The sequence below is a fragment of the Dactylosporangium aurantiacum genome (genome assembly GCF_000716715.1).
Classification (GTDB): Bacteria; Actinomycetota; Actinomycetes; order Mycobacteriales; family Micromonosporaceae; genus Dactylosporangium; species Dactylosporangium aurantiacum.
Map to the genome: position 1 here is coordinate 243,836 of NZ_JNYJ01000036.1, position 16,377 is coordinate 260,212.

The 16,377-nt window shown below is 70.5% G+C and carries 16 protein-coding genes; 11 read left to right on the forward strand and 5 right to left on the reverse strand.

The annotated features are described in order from the left end of the window. Positions 1–29: 29 nt before the first annotated feature. A complete protein-coding gene (locus OP18_RS34510; protein WP_033363278.1) occupies positions 30–527 on the reverse strand; it encodes a MarR family winged helix-turn-helix transcriptional regulator in 498 nt (165 codons plus the stop codon). 72 nt (positions 528–599) lie between these two features. Here OP18_RS34510 and OP18_RS34515 point away from each other — a divergent pair, with 72 nt between their 5' ends. The 6 genes from OP18_RS34515 to OP18_RS34540 all read left to right on the forward strand — a co-directional run bounded on the left by OP18_RS34515 (position 600) and on the right by OP18_RS34540 (position 4,996). Further along, positions 600–1,628 (forward strand): LLM class flavin-dependent oxidoreductase, encoded by a 1,029-nt coding sequence (locus OP18_RS34515; RefSeq protein ID WP_033363279.1) that lies wholly within the window; start codon positions 600–602, stop codon positions 1,626–1,628. After that, positions 1,625–2,272 carry an NADPH-dependent F420 reductase gene (locus OP18_RS34520; RefSeq protein WP_033363280.1) on the forward strand — a complete coding sequence of 216 codons (648 nt, stop codon included), beginning with the start codon at positions 1,625–1,627 and terminating at the stop codon, positions 2,270–2,272. The genes OP18_RS34515 and OP18_RS34520 overlap by 4 nt, the downstream gene beginning before the upstream one ends. Positions 2,273–2,344: 72 nt before the next feature. Beyond that, on the forward strand, positions 2,345–3,247 hold the full coding sequence (locus tag OP18_RS34525; protein WP_156090001.1) for an RICIN domain-containing protein: 903 nt from the start codon (positions 2,345–2,347) through the stop codon (positions 3,245–3,247). 209 nt (positions 3,248–3,456) lie between these two features. Beyond that, on the forward strand, positions 3,457–4,338 hold the full coding sequence (locus tag OP18_RS53490) for an endonuclease III domain-containing protein (RefSeq protein ID WP_162189877.1): 882 nt from the start codon (positions 3,457–3,459) through the stop codon (positions 4,336–4,338). A gap of 122 nt (positions 4,339–4,460) precedes the next feature. After that, complete coding sequence (locus tag OP18_RS34535) at positions 4,461–4,748, forward strand: GlsB/YeaQ/YmgE family stress response membrane protein (RefSeq protein ID WP_033363282.1); 288 nt, start codon at positions 4,461–4,463, stop codon at positions 4,746–4,748. Between the two features lie 65 nt (positions 4,749–4,813). After that, positions 4,814–4,996: an antitoxin gene (locus OP18_RS34540; RefSeq protein ID WP_033363283.1), complete on the forward strand. Its 183-nt coding sequence runs from the start codon at positions 4,814–4,816 to the stop codon at positions 4,994–4,996. Between the two features lie 54 nt (positions 4,997–5,050). Here OP18_RS34540 and OP18_RS34545 read toward each other — a convergent pair whose 3' ends face one another. Continuing rightward, complete coding sequence (locus tag OP18_RS34545; protein WP_156090002.1) at positions 5,051–6,109, reverse strand: hypothetical protein; 1,059 nt, start codon at positions 6,107–6,109, stop codon at positions 5,051–5,053. A 446-nt stretch (positions 6,110–6,555) separates the two neighbouring features. Here OP18_RS34545 and OP18_RS34550 point away from each other — a divergent pair, with 446 nt between their 5' ends. The 4 genes from OP18_RS34550 (at position 6,556) to OP18_RS34560 (ending at position 11,006) form a co-directional block, all read left to right on the forward strand. After that, positions 6,556–7,779: a glycosyltransferase family 2 protein gene (locus OP18_RS34550; protein WP_052387750.1), complete on the forward strand. Its 1,224-nt coding sequence runs from the start codon at positions 6,556–6,558 to the stop codon at positions 7,777–7,779. 12 nt (positions 7,780–7,791) lie between these two features. Further along, on the forward strand, positions 7,792–7,950 hold the full coding sequence (locus OP18_RS57870; RefSeq protein WP_156090003.1) for a hypothetical protein: 159 nt from the start codon (positions 7,792–7,794) through the stop codon (positions 7,948–7,950). A gap of 317 nt (positions 7,951–8,267) precedes the next feature. Continuing rightward, complete coding sequence (locus OP18_RS34555) at positions 8,268–10,202, forward strand: HelD family protein (protein ID WP_245635626.1); 1,935 nt, start codon at positions 8,268–8,270, stop codon at positions 10,200–10,202. A 54-nt stretch (positions 10,203–10,256) separates the two neighbouring features. After that, positions 10,257–11,006, forward strand: a complete 750-nt coding sequence (locus OP18_RS34560) for a VOC family protein (protein WP_033363286.1) — start codon at positions 10,257–10,259, stop codon at positions 11,004–11,006. On the opposite strand, the gene OP18_RS34565 is transcribed toward OP18_RS34560, so the two are convergent. The 3 genes from OP18_RS34565 to mqnE are packed head-to-tail and all read right to left on the reverse strand — an operon-like array spanning position 11,003 to position 14,354. Next, positions 11,003–12,802 carry a M14 family zinc carboxypeptidase gene (locus OP18_RS34565; RefSeq protein ID WP_033363287.1) on the reverse strand — a complete coding sequence of 600 codons (1,800 nt, stop codon included), beginning with the start codon at positions 12,800–12,802 and terminating at the stop codon, positions 11,003–11,005. The genes OP18_RS34560 and OP18_RS34565 overlap by 4 nt on opposite strands. 45 nt (positions 12,803–12,847) lie before the next feature. Continuing rightward, positions 12,848–13,129, reverse strand: a complete 282-nt coding sequence (locus OP18_RS34570) for a DUF4229 domain-containing protein (protein WP_033363288.1) — start codon at positions 13,127–13,129, stop codon at positions 12,848–12,850. 55 nt (positions 13,130–13,184) lie between these two features. Next, entirely contained in the window at positions 13,185–14,354 is a 1,170-nt protein-coding gene (gene mqnE, locus OP18_RS34575; RefSeq protein WP_033363289.1) for an aminofutalosine synthase MqnE, read from the reverse strand. Positions 14,355–14,697: 343 nt separating this feature from the next. Here mqnE and OP18_RS34580 point away from each other — a divergent pair, with 343 nt between their 5' ends. Further along, complete coding sequence (locus tag OP18_RS34580) at positions 14,698–16,185, forward strand: C40 family peptidase (RefSeq protein ID WP_033363290.1); 1,488 nt, start codon at positions 14,698–14,700, stop codon at positions 16,183–16,185. The last annotated feature ends 192 nt before the right edge of the window (positions 16,186–16,377 follow it).

The following is a 16,377-nucleotide window of genomic DNA, read 5'->3' on the forward strand; positions in this document are numbered from 1 at the left end:
CCCCGCCGCGCCGCCGCCCTCATCCGTCCTCATCCGTCCTGCTGCCTGCTCGCGGCGAGGCGGGTGCGCAGGGCGGCGGCGAGGTCGGCGGCGGCGGCGAGCTGCTGCGCGCTCAGGGCGTCGACGAACAGCTCGCGCACGGCCCGCAGGTGCGGCACCGTCGCGTCGCGGAACGACTCCGCGCCCGCGGGAGCGAGCACGACCTCGGCCCCCCGGCTGTCGCTGGCGCACTCCTCGCGGCGGATCAGCCCCCGCCGCTCCATGCGGGCGAGATGGTGCGAGAGCCGGCTGCGCTCCCAGCCGATGCCCGCGGCCAGGTCCGACGAGCGCAACCGCCGGTCACGCGCCTCGCTGAGCGCGAGCAGCACCGAATAGTCCCCCGGCGACAGCGAGGTCTCGCTCTGCAGCCGGGACGCCAGCGCCGAGCGCAGCGCCTCCGCGGTCTCGATGAACTCGCGCCAGACCCGCAGCTCATCCATGGTCGGCAGCTGCCGCCCCCGCCGCTCGCGCGGTGTGTCCTCCGTCATCGGTCCTCCAATTGACGTGTCAATCATACGATGCACATAATTGACGCGTCAATCACGGAAGGGATTGCTGCCATGTCTGCTCTTGAGTTCGGCCTCGACACCTTCGGCGACGTGCCGACCGACGACGCCGGCGCGCCGGTCTCCTACGCTGCCGCGATCCGGCAGGTCGTCGACGAGGCGGTGCTGGCGGACGAGCTGGGCGTGGACGTCATCGCGCTCGGCGAGCACCACCGGCCGGAATACTCGGTGTCCACGCCCGAGACCGTGCTGGCCGGCATCGCCGCGCGGACGTCGCGCATCCGGCTCGCCTCCGGCGTGACGGTGCTCAGCTCCGACGACCCGGTGCGGGTGTTCCAGCGCTTCGCCACCGTCGACGCGCTGTCGCACGGGCGGGCCGAGGTCATCCTCGGGCGCGGCTCGTTCACCGAGTCGTTCCCGCTGTTCGGCTACGACCTCGCCGACTACGATGTGCTGTTCGAGGAGAAGATCGACCTCTTCGTGCGGCTCCTCGACGAGCGGCCGGTCACGTGGAGCGGCACCGTGCGCGCCCCGCTCGTGGACGCCGACGTCTTCCCGAAGACCGAGTCGGGCCGCCTGCGCACCTGGGTCGGCGTCGGCGGCTCGCCGCAGTCGGTCGTGCGCACCGCCCGCTACGGCCTGCCGCTCATGCTCGCCGTCATCGGTGGCCGTCCGGCCCGGTTCAATCCGTACATCGACCTCTACCGGCGCGCCGCCGACCAGCTGGGCACCACCGCGCACCCCGTCGGCATGCACTCCCCGGGCTTCGTCGCCGACACCGACGAGGAGGCCAAGGAGGTGTTCTGGCCGCACTACAAGGTGATCCGCGACCGGATCGGCGCGCTGCGCGGCTGGCCGCCGATCCGCCGCGAGGAGTTCGAGGCCGAGATCGAGCACGGCTCCCTCTATATCGGCGCCCCGGACACCGTGGCCCGCAAGATCGCCCGCACGCTGGGCAGCGTCGACGTCGGCCGGTTCGACCTCATCTACACCGCCGGCGCCCAGCCCGTCAGTGCCCGCCTGCGCGCCGTCGAGCTGTACGGCACCAAGGTCATCCCGATGGTCCGGGACCTGCTGGCGTGAACAGCTCTATCGGGATTCTCGGGGCGGGCAAGGTCGGCACCGTCCTTGCCCGCCTCGCCGTGGCCGCCGGGCACCGGGTGCTGATCGCCGGCTCCGGCGATCCGGCGGCCATCGCACTCACCGTCGAGGTGCTCACCCCGGGCGCGGTCGCCACCACCGCCCGGGCCGCCGCGCTCGGGGCCGACATCGTGATCCTGGCGCTGCCGCTGGGCAGGTACCGCACCATCCCCGCGGACGCGCTGGCCGGCAAGCTCGTCATCGACGCCATGAACTACTGGTGGGAGGTCGACGGCGACCGCCCCGACCTGCGATCCTCGTCCAGCGAGCTGGTCCAGGCCTTCCTGCCCGGGTCCCGGGTGGTCAAGGCGTTCAACCATCTCGGCTATCACGACCTCGAGGACCGGGCGTCGCCCGCCGGCACCGCGGCCAGGACCGCCATCGCGATCGCCGGCGACGATCCGGCGGACCTGGCGACGGTCGCCGGGCTGGTCGACGCGCTGGGGTTCGATCCGGTGGTCGCCGGCGGGCTGGCCGAGGGCGTCCGCTTCGAGCCGGGCACCCCCTTGTTCGGCGCCACCGTCGACGCGGACTCGGTCCGGTCGATGCTGCATGCGGTGACCCCGGTGGGTGAGACCGGAGGGTGATTCGAAGGGTGATTTCCAAGTTCACCCTCCGCAGTCGGATCAGTACGCGCCGATGGCCGTTACGTTCGCGTCATGCGACCCCCGGACGCTGAACCTCTGTTGGTCCGCCCCTACGTACGCCTGGTCGAGCAACAGCACGCGGAAAGCTCGGCCGAGGAGCCCTGGGGCGGCGCGCCCGCGCCCACCGGCGAGCCCGACGACGGCGGCCGGCACGCGACGACGACCACCGACGTCCGGCAGGTCCTCGCCGGCGCGGATGCGGCGTTCCCGGTCCGCCGGAGCCGCCGGCGCATGCTGGCGGTCGGCTCGGGCGCGCTGGCGCTCGCGCTGGGCGCCGTCGTGCTCGCACTGAGCGTCAGCGACGGGCCCGCGGCCCCGGCCGCGGGCGGGGGCTGGCCGACGCCGCCGAAGGGTGGCCTCTTCGCCACCGCCGCCGTCCCGGGGTCGGCGGCGGCGAGCACGCAGGCGAGCACGCAGGCCGCGGCGACCGCGACGCCATCCGGCGCGGCGCAGCCCTCACTGTCCGGGGCGGCTCCCTCGGATGCCGCCGCGGCGGACACCGCGTCCGTGGGCAGCGATCCGCCCGCCGCGTCCGCGCTGCCGCTGGACATCCAGCCCCGCACGGGCCGGATCACCGGCGCCACCGGGCTGTGCCTCGACGGCAACGGCGCCACGGACGGGGGCGACAGGATCCGCAGGTGGGACTGCAACAACACCTCCGGCCAGGCGTGGACCGTGGCGGACGACGGCACCGTCCGGACCCTCGGCCGTTGCCTGCAGGCCTCGGGCGACCAGCCCCAGCTGCGCACCTGCGATGGCGGACCGGCCCAGCGCTGGCGGTCGGGGCCCGGGGGCGCCCTGGTGAGTCAGGCGTCGGGGCTGTGCCTCGGCGGCACGGACAATGCGGACAGCAGGGCACCACAGCGCATGGCCACCTGTAACCAGTCGGATGCGCAGCGATGGACGCTGCCGTAGTACTGATCAACTGCGTGTAACGCGGCGGGTACGTAGAGCGCTATTTCCAAGGGGGGATATCTCCGGAATGGCGTTAAGACCGCATCCGCCAAGCGGATCCGACGGCATCCGGGCCGACCCCACCACCTTGGGACGCCGGCCGATGGGGTGCACGGATGCTGACCGCGTTGAACCTGGCCTGCGAGACTCCGCCCGATCTCGCAGCCACCATGAAACTGCAGATTCCCGCCCTGGCCTGGCACCTGGTCGGGGTCGGCGCGTGGCAACGCAGTTTCTACCCGCACGGGCGGGGCATCCCGGTGCGGGTCGAGGCCGGCCGCGGCGGGTTGCGGTTCTCCTTCCGTACCAGCGCGGAAGAAGCACTGTTGCGTGACGTCGTACTCGCCACGTTCCGCAACGGTGCACAGGTCGGTGCGATGGCGCTCTCGGGTCACCCGGCGCTGCGCGCACTTCGCCGGCACCACAAGGGCATGCTGCTGCTGGCCGGCTCGCCGTTCGAGACGCTCGTCCTGGCGATCCTGGCCCAGGGCCGGCCCGCGGCGACCGTCCGGAAGGTGTTCGCCCCGCTCGCCGCCGCGTGCGGCGGCCTCACCCCGCAGCGGCTCTCCGCGCTGCCGCTGCCCAGGCTGACCGAGCTGGTGCGGCCGCTCGGCGAGGTCAAGGCCTCTCGCCTGCACGCCACCGCGGCGATCCTCACCAGGCGGGGCGCCACGGCGTTCGACCGGCTGATCGCCAGTTCGAACTCGAGCGCGCTGAGCTACCTGTTGTCCCTGCCCGGCGTCGGCATCCATACCGCCGCCATCGTCATGACGCACATCAACGACGTATCGGACCTGGTGCCGGTCGACCAGCATCTGATGCGGGTCGCCCACCGGCTCGGGCTCACCGAGCACGACGGCCGGCTCACCAAGCCGGGCAGCCGCCAGGTCGCCGCGGACCTGCTCGCCTACGGTCCGGAGCTGGCGCGGGTGCACCCGCTGCTCCAGGAGGTGGCGAACGACACCTGCACGGCGAGCACCCCGGACTGCCGCCGCTGCTTCCTCGCCCCCTCCTGTCGCTATGCGATGGACACCGCGGGCAGCCGGGTCTGATCCGGGGCCGTGGCCGTCTGCCGTAGGCGTCGATGTCGACCCGCGGGACAGGTGACATGCGCGTTCGCGTGGGTAGCCAATGGGGCGCTGAGCGGGCGAGCTACCAAGGAAGGGGGGTCGACATGATCGGGACGATCCTGTGGGCGATCATCGGGGGCGCCATCATCGGCGTTCTCGCGCGACTGATCCTGCCCGGCCGGCAGAACATTTCGGTGCTGCTCACCGTCGTGGTCGGCATCGTCGCCGCGCTGATCGGCGGTTTGATCGCCACCTGGCTCGGGGTCGGGAAAACCAATGGCGTCGACTGGATCCGGCACGGCATCCAGATCGCGCTCGCGGTCATCGGCGTCTACATCGCCGCCCGGGCGACGAGCGGACACGGGCGACCTGCCGGCACCACTCGTATGTGACGAGCCATCCGGCGACGCCGTCGCGGCCGCCGACGAGACCACCCACGACGAGAGGAAATCCCGCGATGGGCAAGCTCCTGGACAAGGCCAAGGAACTGCTGAACAAGCACGACGACAAGGTCGACAAAGGGTTGGACATGGCCGGCCAGCAGGCCGACCGGCGCACCGACCAGAAGTACACCGAGCACATCGACAAGGGTGTGCAGGCAGCGAAGGACCGCACCGGAGAAAGCGGGACGACGAGGTAACGCATCCGTCGGCGCGCTCGTGCCGCCCCGGCCGCACGAGCGCGCCGCGGAGCGCTAATTGCCGTAGGTGATGACCATCGGTGCCGGCTGCAGGGCCATGACCTGCTCCGGGGTCATCAACTTGTTCTTCGACTCCAGCTCGTAGAAGATCTTAAATCCGCCGTACCTGAAGTTCTGGAACCGCTGCATGCCCTGGGCGACCCATTTGCCGTACTGTTCGGTTTTCACCTCGATGTCGCCGGGCCAGCCACCCACCGAGTCGACGTGGATCACCACGTCCACCCGGCTGTCATTGCGCAGGTTCCGCTTGTCGGCGATGATCGCCGCCCCCGGGTTGTAGGGATTGGCCAGGTCGTCGCCGTCCGGCCGGTACTGGTGAATCATGAAGATCTTCCGGGGCACCTGGTACTCCGCCGGCATCTGTGCGACCGCACTGATGAGCGGGTTGAGGTCGGCGGCGCGCACATTGGACAAGTGGACGCCCGGCACGCCGTTGTGCCGCGGGAACATCCATTCCGGATCCACGGCGACGTGCACGAACGGCAGCTTGAGATAGGGCCGGAAGAAGTTCAGCTCGGTCACCGGGTCGGACCAGCCGAAGTTGAGGTCCAAAAACAGCAGCAGGTTGTTCTTCCGGCAGAATTCGACGTACCGGTCGATGGTCGGCGCGTCCACCCGGTGGCTGTACGTGCCGGCCGGCCCGGGCTTCCTGTCCGGCACGCTGACGACCAGGTCGATCCCGGCCAGCACCGGATGCGCCGGGTCGAGCTGCTGATATACCGCCGCCTGCCGCCTGAGCCGGGCGAGCATCGCGTCGGTGATCTCGTGTGCCGGGCCGGTGGCCGCGGCCCCGGGCACCGCGTAGAAGGCGACGACCCGGTTTCGCGGCAGCGCCGCACCGGCGTCCGGGTCGAATGACGGCGACGGTGCCGGCGACGCGGTTGGCGTGGATATCGCCGTGGAAGCGGCCGGCGTTTTGCCGGCACTGCCCTTCATGACGTAACTGACGATCGACACGATCATGACCAGCGCCAGCACTGCCGGCACGATCATGATCGTGCGGTTCAGCCGGCGTCCTTTCGGCGCATGAGAATGCGGTGGCGAATGACTCATGGAGCAGGTGTCCTTCGGTTCTGAAGTCGCACACGAATCGCAGCCCTGCGAGTCCAAACGTGCACTTGCTTCAGTCCGGCCCCACCCGAGATGCCGGCGTCGAATCCCCGCTACGCACCGCATCAAACCACCGGCTCACGGTAACCGCACCTTCACCCGGAAACGGGTCGCCGTATGAGTTCACGAGTGGCGCGTCGTCATTTGCCCGCCGTACCCTTCGACCGCCGATGATTCATGCACCGGATTTCACCCGGGTGAAACGGCACCGGATGCCTTGCGATTACGCCACCGCCGCGAGCAAAGTCGACTCCGCAACCCGTCATGCATTCGCGTCCGTCGTGCCGCCGGCCCGTCTCGAGTCGGCGATTGAGCGGTCACACGGACCCGCGGAGACCCCTTGAACAAAAAGGGCGTTGCCCGCACGAGCTTCGAAGGGCGATCCGGTCGTGCGCCTCAACCTGACCGACGACATCATTGACGTCGAGCGCGCCGCACCCTGGCCGAGCGAGAAGACCGACGGCGACCCCACCGTGGTCGTCCGCGCGTTCCCGATGCAACGGTCCCGCCATGACCGGCCCACCGCGAAGATCGTCGCCCTGGTTCCCGCGTACAACGAGTCCGCGACCATCGCCGGCACCATCCGGGCGCTGCGGCGGCAATGGTCCCCGCCGATCGACCGGATCGTCGTCGTGCCGAACAACTGCACCGACGACACCGCCGAGGTCGCCGCCGCCGGCGGCGCCGAGGTGTACGAGTTCCCCGGCCACAACCCGCACAAGAAGGCCGGCGCGCTGAACTGGGCGGTCCTCAACCTGCTGCCCGGGCTGGCCGACGACGACTTCCTGCTCGTCACCGACGCCGACAGCCTCCTGCACCCCGACTTCACCCAACATGCCGTCAGAGCGCTGACCAGGCCCCGCGTCGGGCACCGCTGGCGGCGGCCCGTCGGCGCCGCCTGCGCCAGCTTCCACACGTCACGCGACGGCACCACCCTGCTCGACCGGCTGCAGCGCAACGAGTACACCCGGTTCGCGCGGCAGGTGGCCCGGCGCATGGACAAGGCACTCGTGCTGTCCGGCGTCGCGACCCTGCTCCAGGTGCGGGTGATCCGGGACGTGCTCATCGCCCGCGGTCAGGGCCGGCTCCCCGGTTACCGCGGCGAGCTGTACCACCGCGACACCGCCACCGAGGACATCGAGCTGACGTTCGCGATCCAGGCGCTCGGCTACCGGCCGGTGGCACCGTCGAAGGCGACGGCGACCACGGAGTCGATGCCGACCTGGCAGGCGTTGAAGGATCAGCGGCTCCGCTGGCAGCGGGGCATGCTCGACAGCCTCCGCCTGTACGGGATGAACCGGCGCACGTTCGGCACCTGGGTCCGCCAGGTCGCGATCTACGCCGGCTCTCTGGTGGCGCCGGTGTATCTCACGTTCCTGGCCTTGCTCCTCACCATGACGGGCAGCCTGCCGTTCGACCCGCGATGGCTGCCGTTGACGGGCCTCTTCCTGCTCGAGCGGGTCTGGACGGTCCGGTCGAACCGCCCCGGTGACATCGCGCTGGCGGCGGCGCTGCTGCCCGAGTGGTTGTTCGAACAATGGCGCGCCGGCGTGTACTGGCTGGCGGTGTGGAAGACGGTCCGCGGTGCTGACCGTGAATGGATCAATCCCTGAGGAGGAATGCACATGTACGAAGGAAGCGTCGTCGGTGCGGCCGGCACCGGTGTCGCGACGCTGCCGGTGACCGGTCTGTCGATCGGCTGGCAGCTGGTCCTCGCCGCCACACTGATCATGGGCGGCTTCGCGTTGCTCCGGTTGTCACCCCGGGTCCGGCGGCATCGCTGACGGTCGCTGGGGGCGCAGGCCGAAGAACGGGTCCGCGCCCCTGCACCGCGCTCATGAACACCAGGTGGTTGATCGGACACCCCGATCAACCACCGTTTCGCATCTCGCCCCCATGCGGCCGGAACCCTCACCTACCGCCGGTCCGCGTCGGGTCAGGCCGAAATTCGGTGGAGTCGGCGGGCGGCGGCGCGTAACGTGGTGGGCCGCTTGACGGCCGCGGTGAGGTAGGCACCGCAGCGGACGTCCCGACGCGCCGGGGTTCGACCGAGAGGTCCCGGATACGCGAGCGAGCAGCTGATGAGATTCCCCTGAAGGAAATCACCGTGCCCGCACTGGAAGACGAGCTCGCCGCTGAGCGAGCGCACCTGGAAGCATCCCGTAAAGCGCTCCGCAGGATGCGGGAGCATGCGGAGGACCTGTTCTCGACCGGGGATCAGGTGGCGGGAGACCCATTCGCGGCGGAGACGCTGGGACGGCATCTGGCCCGCAGGATCGCCGAGCTGGCGGACAGCCCCGACACGCCGCTGTTCTTCGGCCGGCTGGACATCGAGGAAGAGCGGTTCCACGTGGGGCGGCGGCACGTCACCGACGTGGCCGGTGAGCCGATGGTGCTGGACTGGCGGGCGCCGGTGTCCCGGAAGTTCTACCAGGCCAGTGTCAAGGACCCGCAGGACGTGCGGACCCGCCGGCGGTTCGGGTTCGTCAAGGGGGCACTGACCAGCTTCGAGGACGAGCACCTGCAGGCCGGGGAGGAGCTCGGCACCGCCAGCCGGATCCTGCTGGAGGAGATCGAGCGGCCGCGTGTCGGGCCGATGCGGGACATCGTCGCCACGATCCAGCCGGAGCAGGACGAGCTGGTGCGCGCCGAGCTGGACGAGTCGATCTGCGTGCAGGGCGCGCCCGGCACCGGGAAGACCGCGGTGGGGCTGCATCGGGCGGCGTATCTGCTGTACCTGCACCGCGAGCGGCTCAAGCGGTCCGGTGTGCTGATCGTGGGGCCGAACAGCGCGTTCCTGAGCTACATCGCCAGCGTGCTGCCGGCCCTCGGGGAGATCGAGGTGCAGCAGTCGACGATCGACGGCCTCCTCGGTACCGTCGCGACGGCCACCGACACCGCGGCGGCCGCCGAGGTGAAGCACGACCCGCGGATGGCCACGGTGCTGGCGCGGCGGCTCAACGGCAAGATCCGCAAGCCGGAGGCGCCGCTGACCGTGTCCGACGGGTCCTATCGGTGGCGGGTGTCGACGGAGGCGCTGCGGCGGGTCGTGGACGACGTGCGACGGGAGGCGCCGCCGTACGGGATCGGCCGGGAGCGGGTCAGGGCGCGGATCGTGTCGCTGCTGATGCGGCAGTCGGAGGCGCGCCGCGGCGACTCGCCGAGCGAGGCCTGGCAGCGCCGGATGGGCCGGTCGCAGCCGGTCGTCGAGGTGCTCGACCACGCGTGGCCGGCGGTCACCGCGGAGCAGCTGGTGTTCGAGGTGCTCAGCGACCCGGCCGACGAGCTGCTGGAGCCGGCCGAGCAGGCGGCGATCGCCTGGGCGAAGCCGCCGAAGACCGCGCGGTCCGCGAAGTGGACGGCGGCGGATGCGGTACTGATCGACGAGGCCGCCGGGTTGATCGACCGGGTGCCCTCGTTCGGCCACGTGGTGCTGGACGAGGCGCAGGACCTGTCGCCGATGCAGGCGCGGGTGATCGCGCGGCGCTCCGAGCACGGCTCGATCACCCTGCTCGGCGATCTCGCCCAGGGCACGGCGCCGTGGGCGGCCCGGGACTGGCGGACGCTGCTGGCGCACCTGGGCAAGCCGGAGGCGCGGGTGGTGCCGCTGACGACCGGGTTCCGGGTGCCGGCCGCGGTCGTCGCGCTGGCCAACCGGCTGCTGCCGGCGCTGGGGGTGGACGTGCCGGAGGCGCGGTCCCTGCGCACCGACGGGGCGCTCACGATCGGGGCGACGCCGCTGCGGGACGCGGTCCGCGACGCCCTGCGGTTCGAGGGCTCCATCGGGGTGATCGCGGCCGACGCGACGGTGCCGCTGATCGCCGCCGGGATCGAGCACGAGCGGGTGACGGTGCTGCCGGCGAGCCTCGCGAAGGGTCTCGAGTACGACCACGTGATCGTCGTGGAGCCGGCCGACATCGTGGCGGCCGAACCCCGCGGGCTCAACCGGTTGTTCGTGGTCCTGACGCGAGCGGTTTCCCGCCTGGATGTGTTACACGAGCGTCCGCTTCCTCCACCGTTGGATAGGGTTTCGTGATCACTGTCCGGATGTCACTATCTCGAAACAGTGCGACAACCGGAAGGACGCGGAATGCGAGTAAGGGGTTACGCACCGGGCACGCCGTGCTGGGCCGAGGTCGCCAGCCCCGACCCCGGCGCCGCGCGCGCGTTCTATGGCGGCCTCTTCGGATGGCAGTTCAACGACGACGGGCACTTCACGCTCAACGGCCGCGCCGTGGCCGGCCTGCGCACCGCCGCCCCGGGCGGGCCGGCCGCGTGGCTGATCTCGATCGCGACCGACGACCCGGCCGGCACCGCGGAGGCGGTCGTGCACGCCGGCGGCAGCGTCAAGGTGCCCCCGACCAGCGTGCGTGACCTGGGCACGATGGCCGTGCTCGCCGACGCCGGCGGCGCGGTCTTCGGCACCTGGCTGCGCAGCAGGTTCGGCGGCGCGCAGGTGTCCTTCGAGCCCGGCGCGATCTGCTGGTACGAGCTGGCCTCCCACGACCTGGAGCGCACCGGCGCCTTCTACGGCGAGGTGTTCGGCTGGCACCCGGTCGAGACGGAGAACACCGAGCCGTACTTCGAGCTGCACCACCACCACGACGCCGTGGGCGGGCTGCTGCCGATCGACGACCGGTTCCCGCCCGGACTGCCGGAGCACTGGACGGTCTGCTTCATGGTCGAGGACGCCGTCACCGCGTGTGAGCGGGTGGCGGAGCTGGGCGGCACGGTGGCCCGCAAGCCGATGGCGTCGTCGGCCGGTTGGTACGCCCGCGTCGCCGACCCGTCCGGGGCGCATTTCGCGCTGATCGAGATTTCCGACGAATACGGCTTTTAGGACCTTCTCACCACGACGTCGTCCACGCCGGCCTCGATGAGGCTGGCGCCGGCGGCGTCGGTGGTCTCGATCAGCAACTGGATGGTCCTGCCCGCGAACGGGGTGAGGTCGGCCTTGGCGCTCGCCCACGCGGCGTCGCGGTCGGCGGCCGCGCCGGCCTTCGTGAACAGGCCGGTCTTCACCCCGTCGGCCAAAACGCTGACCTTGAACAGGTCGCTCGCCGACGCGTTGGCGGCGTGCGCGAAGTACCAGGACCAGTCCAGGGTGAGCGGGCCGGTCGCCGGCAGCGGGATCGACGGCGACCGCACGCCGGTGGTGCCGCCGTCGACGTCGTTGCTGCCCGCCGCCGTGCCCGCCTTCCGGCCGGTCACCAGGTCGTTGTCGCCACTGGCGGGGGTGCCGAGCTGCTTCGGGCCGTTCTGCGTGGTCGGCTCAGGGTTGCCGCGCTCCCACAGCCCGCCGGTCGCGGTGCCCTTGGTGACCGTCCAGCCCTTGGCGCTCTCGAAGTCGTCGGACCAGACCGCGCCGTTCCCGCAGTACCTGGCCTCCTTGCCGATGATCCGGTAGACGCAGTCCGCGAACTCGGCCAGCTGCAGGCTCGCCTCCTTGTTCCGGGTGGTCTGCGCGGCGATCACGCTCGCCGGCGGGTAGAAGCCGTTGCCGCTCGGGTTGGGACCCGGGTACATCTCGAACGTGTACGCGAAGACCCCCTGCGTCGCCCACAGCCAGTCGATGATCGAGCCGTCGGTGATGTAGAGGTCGCTGGACTGCTCCGGGGTGTAGCCGTTGGAGTTCGCCATGCGCACGCCGAGGCTCATGAAGGCGGCCTGCTGGTCGGCGTTCATCCCCGAGGCCGTGTCCGCGGTCGTGTAGCCGAACGGCCACAGGATGAGCTCCGAGTACGTGTGGAAGTCGATGCTCGCCTTGATCTGCTGTACCCCACCGATCCGGCGACTGAGCACGAAGTCCCGCAGGCGCTGCGTCTCGGGCGCGGAGAACCCCGACGGCCCGTGGTAGGTCTCCGACGCCGGGCTGTCCGACGAGCCGCCGCAGCAGGCGAACTTGAAGCTCCAGTTGCGGTTGAGATCCGTGCCGACGGTGTTCGAGCCGGCGTTGGGCTGCCGGTTCTTGCGCCAGTTGCGGTAGGCGCCGGTGGCGATGTCGTACTCGCCACCGTCGGGGTTCAGGTCCGGCACGATCCACAGCTCGCGGCTGTCGACCAGCTTGGTGATCCTGGGATCCTTGCCGTACCCGTCGGTGTACAGCTTCACCAGGTAGAGCGCCATCTCGACGGTCAGGTGCTCGCGGGCGTGCTGGTGCGCGCCGTACAGGACCTCGGGCTCGTCCTCGTCCACCGCGACGTTGTCGGAGATCTTGATCAGTGGCAGGTCGCGGCCCTGGTACGACTTGCCGATGCTGGTCTTGCGCATGATCGCCGGATGGGCGGCGACGGCCTTGTCGAGCTCGGCGACCATCTCGGCGTAGTTGTGATAGCCGGCGTCGGCCTTCGGGAAGTCCTCGGCGCGCCGCTCGAGGACCCGGAACCCCTGGTCGCGGAGCCGGCGCGCCTCGGCGGGCAGCGCGGTGATCTCGGCCCGGCCGTGCTCGACCGAGTCGATGGCGGCCCCGCTGCGGGCGACCCGGTTGCGGTCGTCCAGGGTACGGACGCCCTCGACCACATACCGCCCGGCCTGCTCCGCCGGGTCCACCGGGGCCGCGCCGGCGGCATGGACCCCGGCGAGCATGAGCAGCCCGACACCGGCGAGCGTGAGCGATACGGAGAGCCTGCGGCCCATCGCGCCTCCTTGGGTGGTTTTGCACCATCCAAGGTTTAAGCGCTATTAGTCCGCTTTGGTGGTGCTTTCACCCCCATCATCATCCCCGTTGAGCGCGGCGCGCAGTCGTTCGCGCTTTTCGGTGCGGCGGCGCGCCGCGCCGACCGCCTGCACGGAGGCCTCCTCCCGCAGTCCTTTCAGCAGGAAGAAGGCCAGCGCGGCGGAGACCACCACGGCGATCATCAACTTCAGCAGCGAGCTGATGTCCAGCGGGACGGCGAGCAACGCGGCCGCGACGACGACGAAGAGCCCCAGCCGGGCGAGCGTGTACTTCAACAACGCAGACATGGTGTGGCCAGGATATCCCTGCCCACGGCCGGTGCCGCACCGGCCGTGGGGCGGGTCAGGCCCAGACCTGCTGCGGCTCGGCGCGGCGTTGTGCCAGCGGGGTCGGCTTGTCGTACTCGCGGACGACCTCATACCGGGTGTTGCGCTCGACCGGCTGGAAGCCCGCGTCCCAGATCAGGTGCAACAGGTCCTCGCGGTGCATGGTGTTGGGGGTCCCGTAGCTGTCGGCGTCGTGTGTGATCTTGTACTCGACCACCGAGCCGTCGAGGTCGTCGACGCCGAAGTTGAGGGAGAGCTGGGCGACCGACAGGCCGTGCATGACCCAGAAGCACTTCACGTGGGGCACGTTGTCGAACATCAGGCGGGACACGGCGAACGTCTTGAGCGACTCCGCGGGCGAGGCCATCTTGGTGCGGGCCTGCAGCCGGTTGCGGATCTTGCCGTCGGCGGAGTCGACGAAGTCGTGCTGGTAGCGCAGCGGGATGAAGACGGTGAAGCCGCCCGTCTCGTCCTGCAGCTCACGCAGGCGCATGACGTGGTCGACGCGGTGCCGGGGCTCCTCGATGTGCCCATACAGCATGGTCGAGGGCGTGCGCAGGCCCTTGCTGTGCGCGAGGCGGTGGATGCGCGACCAGTCCTCCCAGTGGCAGGCGTGGTCGACGATGTGCTGGCGGACCTCCCAGTCGAAGATCTCCGCCCCGCCACCGGTGAGCGACTCCAGGCCGGCGTCGATGAGCTCGTCGAAGATCTCGTCGGCGGGCAGACCGCTGATCTTCTCGAACCACTGGATCTCCGTCGCGGTGAACGCCTTGAGCTTCACCCCCGGCAGGGCACCCTTCAGCTCGCGCAGGACCTTCGGGTAGTACTTCCACGGCAGGGTCGGGTGCAGGCCGTTGACGATGTGCAGCTCGGTGAGCTGCTCGTCCTCCATCTCCTTGGCCTTCGCGACCGCCTCGTGGATGCGCATCGTGTACGCGTCCTTCTCGCCCGGCTTGCGCTGGAACGAGCAGTACGCGCAGCTCGCGGAGCAGACGTTGGTCAGGTTGAGGTGCCGGTTGACGTTGAACATCACCCGGTCGCCGTTGAGCTCGGTGCGCTTCAGGTGGGCCAGCCGGCCGAGCCAGACCAGGTCGTCACTCTCGTAGAGGGCGACGCCGTCTTCCCTGCTCAGCCGCTCCCCGGCGACGACCTTGGCCTCGAGTTCACGCTTCACACCTGCATCCACGTCGCCAGCGTACGTCGACCCGGGCCGGACCTCACCGGCCCCCGCGTTAGTGCGGCATTCATCTCTCCGGACGCAAGCTGACATTGATCAGGCCTCGACGCTGATTGCTTCCGTGAGGTAAACAAAAGTGGGCAGAAACACGGTCGGGCGGCAGACCGACTGATCGATCGATCTTGATCGACCAATGGCGGGGCTTCCGACTGGGGACGGTGGCATGGACGGACTGGTGTTGAGGGCGGCGAGTTATCCCGGCGACAGCTGGGTGCCGCCCGCCGAGGCAGAGACATCCGCGCAGGTCGCGGCGATGATCCCGAAGCAAAGGGGCAGGCACCGGCGAGGGCCTGTGTTCGTCGCGGCCGTCGTGTGTACGTTGCTGTGCTCGCTGGTCCCGCGTCCGGCCTACGCCGACCCGGGCGGCGTGATCCCCGACACCGGCTCGCGGCCGATCGCCTCCGGCACGCTGGTCATGCCCGGACAGGGCGGCACCACCGCGCCCCCGGCCGCCGGCGGGAGCAGCGCCACGCTGCGCGGACCGCTCGCCACGCGGCTCGCGACGCTGGAGATCGCGGTCAACACGCTGGGCCAGAAACGGCTCCAGGCACAGCTCAACCTCGAGACGGCCCAGGCCGCCGCCACCGACGCCCAGGACAAGCTGCGCGCCGCCACCGCCCAGGTCGCCGAGCTGCGCAGCCGGGCCGACTCGGCCGCCGCCGAGGCGTACAAGCGCGCGACCGGCCTCGGCCCCCTCGACGGCTATGCGCACGACCTGCACCAGTTCGGGCTGCTCGCGCCCGGCATCGGCCAGCAGCCCGGCAGTCAGCAGGACGCCCGGGACCTGCTGCGCGCCGAGCAGGAGGAGACGGCCGCCAAGCAGCAATACCAGCTGGCGCAGACCGCCTACCTGAGCGCGCAGAGCGCGTACGCCCCGATCGACGCCCAGTTCCAGGCGCAGAACGCGGAGTACGTGCAGCTCAAGACCCAGAACGAACAGGCCGTGCTGCAGATCGCGGCGCAGGAGGACGCGGCCGAGCAGAGCCGCGGCACGGTCTCCACCGTCCCCGTCGACGGCATGGTCGCCAACCCGAAGGCCATCCAGGCGCTCAACTACGCCCTCAGCAAGATCGGCAGCTGGTACGTCTGGGGCGACGAAGGCCCGAGCACCTTCGACTGCTCCGGCCTGGCGTACTGGTCCTACGGGCAGGTCGGGGTCCGCGTGCCGCGCGTCGCCAACGACATGTACCACGGCACCCCCGCCATCCGGGCGACCAAGAACAGCCTCGGTGACCTGCTGCTCCCCGGCGACCTGGTCTTCTTCGCCAGCGACAGCGGCGACTGGCGCTCGATCTACCACATGGGCATCTACGTCGGCGGCGGCAAGATGGTCCACGCCCCGACCACCGGCGAGAAGGTGAAGATCGGGCAGGTGAAGTGGTCGCGCTTCTTCGGCGCGACACGGATCTTCCCGGCCGTCCAGGCGCCCGGCGCCACGCCGTCGGCCACCTCGGCGTCACCCTCGTCGACCGGCACGGCGTCACCCTCGTCGAGCACCTCGTCGACCGCCTCGCCGTCGGCCTCGACCACCACGTCGCCGAGCGGGTCGGCCTCGCCGACGGTCACCAACTCGCCGTCGGAGTCGCATTCGCCGTCGCCGACGTCGACGACCACGTCGGCGCCGCCGCCGCAGCCCGAGCCGAGCGACGAGCAGACGTCGCAGGCGCCGAGCACCCCGGCGAAGACCACCGCGGCGTCACCGTCGAAGTCGTCCGTCGAGCCGACCTCGACGGGGGCCAGCACGGCGGCACAGACCACGGCGTCCGCGGCGGGCAACTGACGTCTCGTACACCGGACCGGCCCACGGAAGATCCGTGGGCCGGTCTCGTTTGTTGGGTTCGCCCTTTGACGCAGTCGTTCGTTCCCGGATGATCCGGGTGATCGCGGTGCCGGGTGATGGTGGTGCCGGGTGATGGTGGTGCCGGGTGATCCAAAACCCGACGCAGTCCGGTCCAGCGTTCCGTGACTCGAT

Coding starts and splice junctions, on each gene's coding strand:
- OP18_RS34510 (WP_033363278.1), bottom strand. CDS start 527: ATGACGGAGGACACACCGCGCGAGCGGCGGGGGCGGCAGCTGCCGACC.
- OP18_RS34515 (WP_033363279.1), top strand. CDS start 600: ATGTCTGCTCTTGAGTTCGGCCTCGACACCTTCGGCGACGTGCCGACC.
- OP18_RS34525 (WP_156090001.1), top strand. CDS start 2,345: ATGCGACCCCCGGACGCTGAACCTCTGTTGGTCCGCCCCTACGTACGC.
- OP18_RS53490 (WP_162189877.1), top strand. CDS start 3,457: ATGAAACTGCAGATTCCCGCCCTGGCCTGGCACCTGGTCGGGGTCGGC.
- OP18_RS34535 (WP_033363282.1), top strand. CDS start 4,461: ATGATCGGGACGATCCTGTGGGCGATCATCGGGGGCGCCATCATCGGC.
- OP18_RS34540 (WP_033363283.1), top strand. CDS start 4,814: ATGGGCAAGCTCCTGGACAAGGCCAAGGAACTGCTGAACAAGCACGAC.
- OP18_RS34545 (WP_156090002.1), bottom strand. CDS start 6,109: ATGAGTCATTCGCCACCGCATTCTCATGCGCCGAAAGGACGCCGGCTG.
- OP18_RS57870 (WP_156090003.1), top strand. CDS start 7,792: ATGTACGAAGGAAGCGTCGTCGGTGCGGCCGGCACCGGTGTCGCGACG.
- OP18_RS34560 (WP_033363286.1), top strand. CDS start 10,257: ATGCGAGTAAGGGGTTACGCACCGGGCACGCCGTGCTGGGCCGAGGTC.
- OP18_RS34565 (WP_033363287.1), bottom strand. CDS start 12,802: ATGGGCCGCAGGCTCTCCGTATCGCTCACGCTCGCCGGTGTCGGGCTG.
- OP18_RS34570 (WP_033363288.1), bottom strand. CDS start 13,129: ATGTCTGCGTTGTTGAAGTACACGCTCGCCCGGCTGGGGCTCTTCGTC.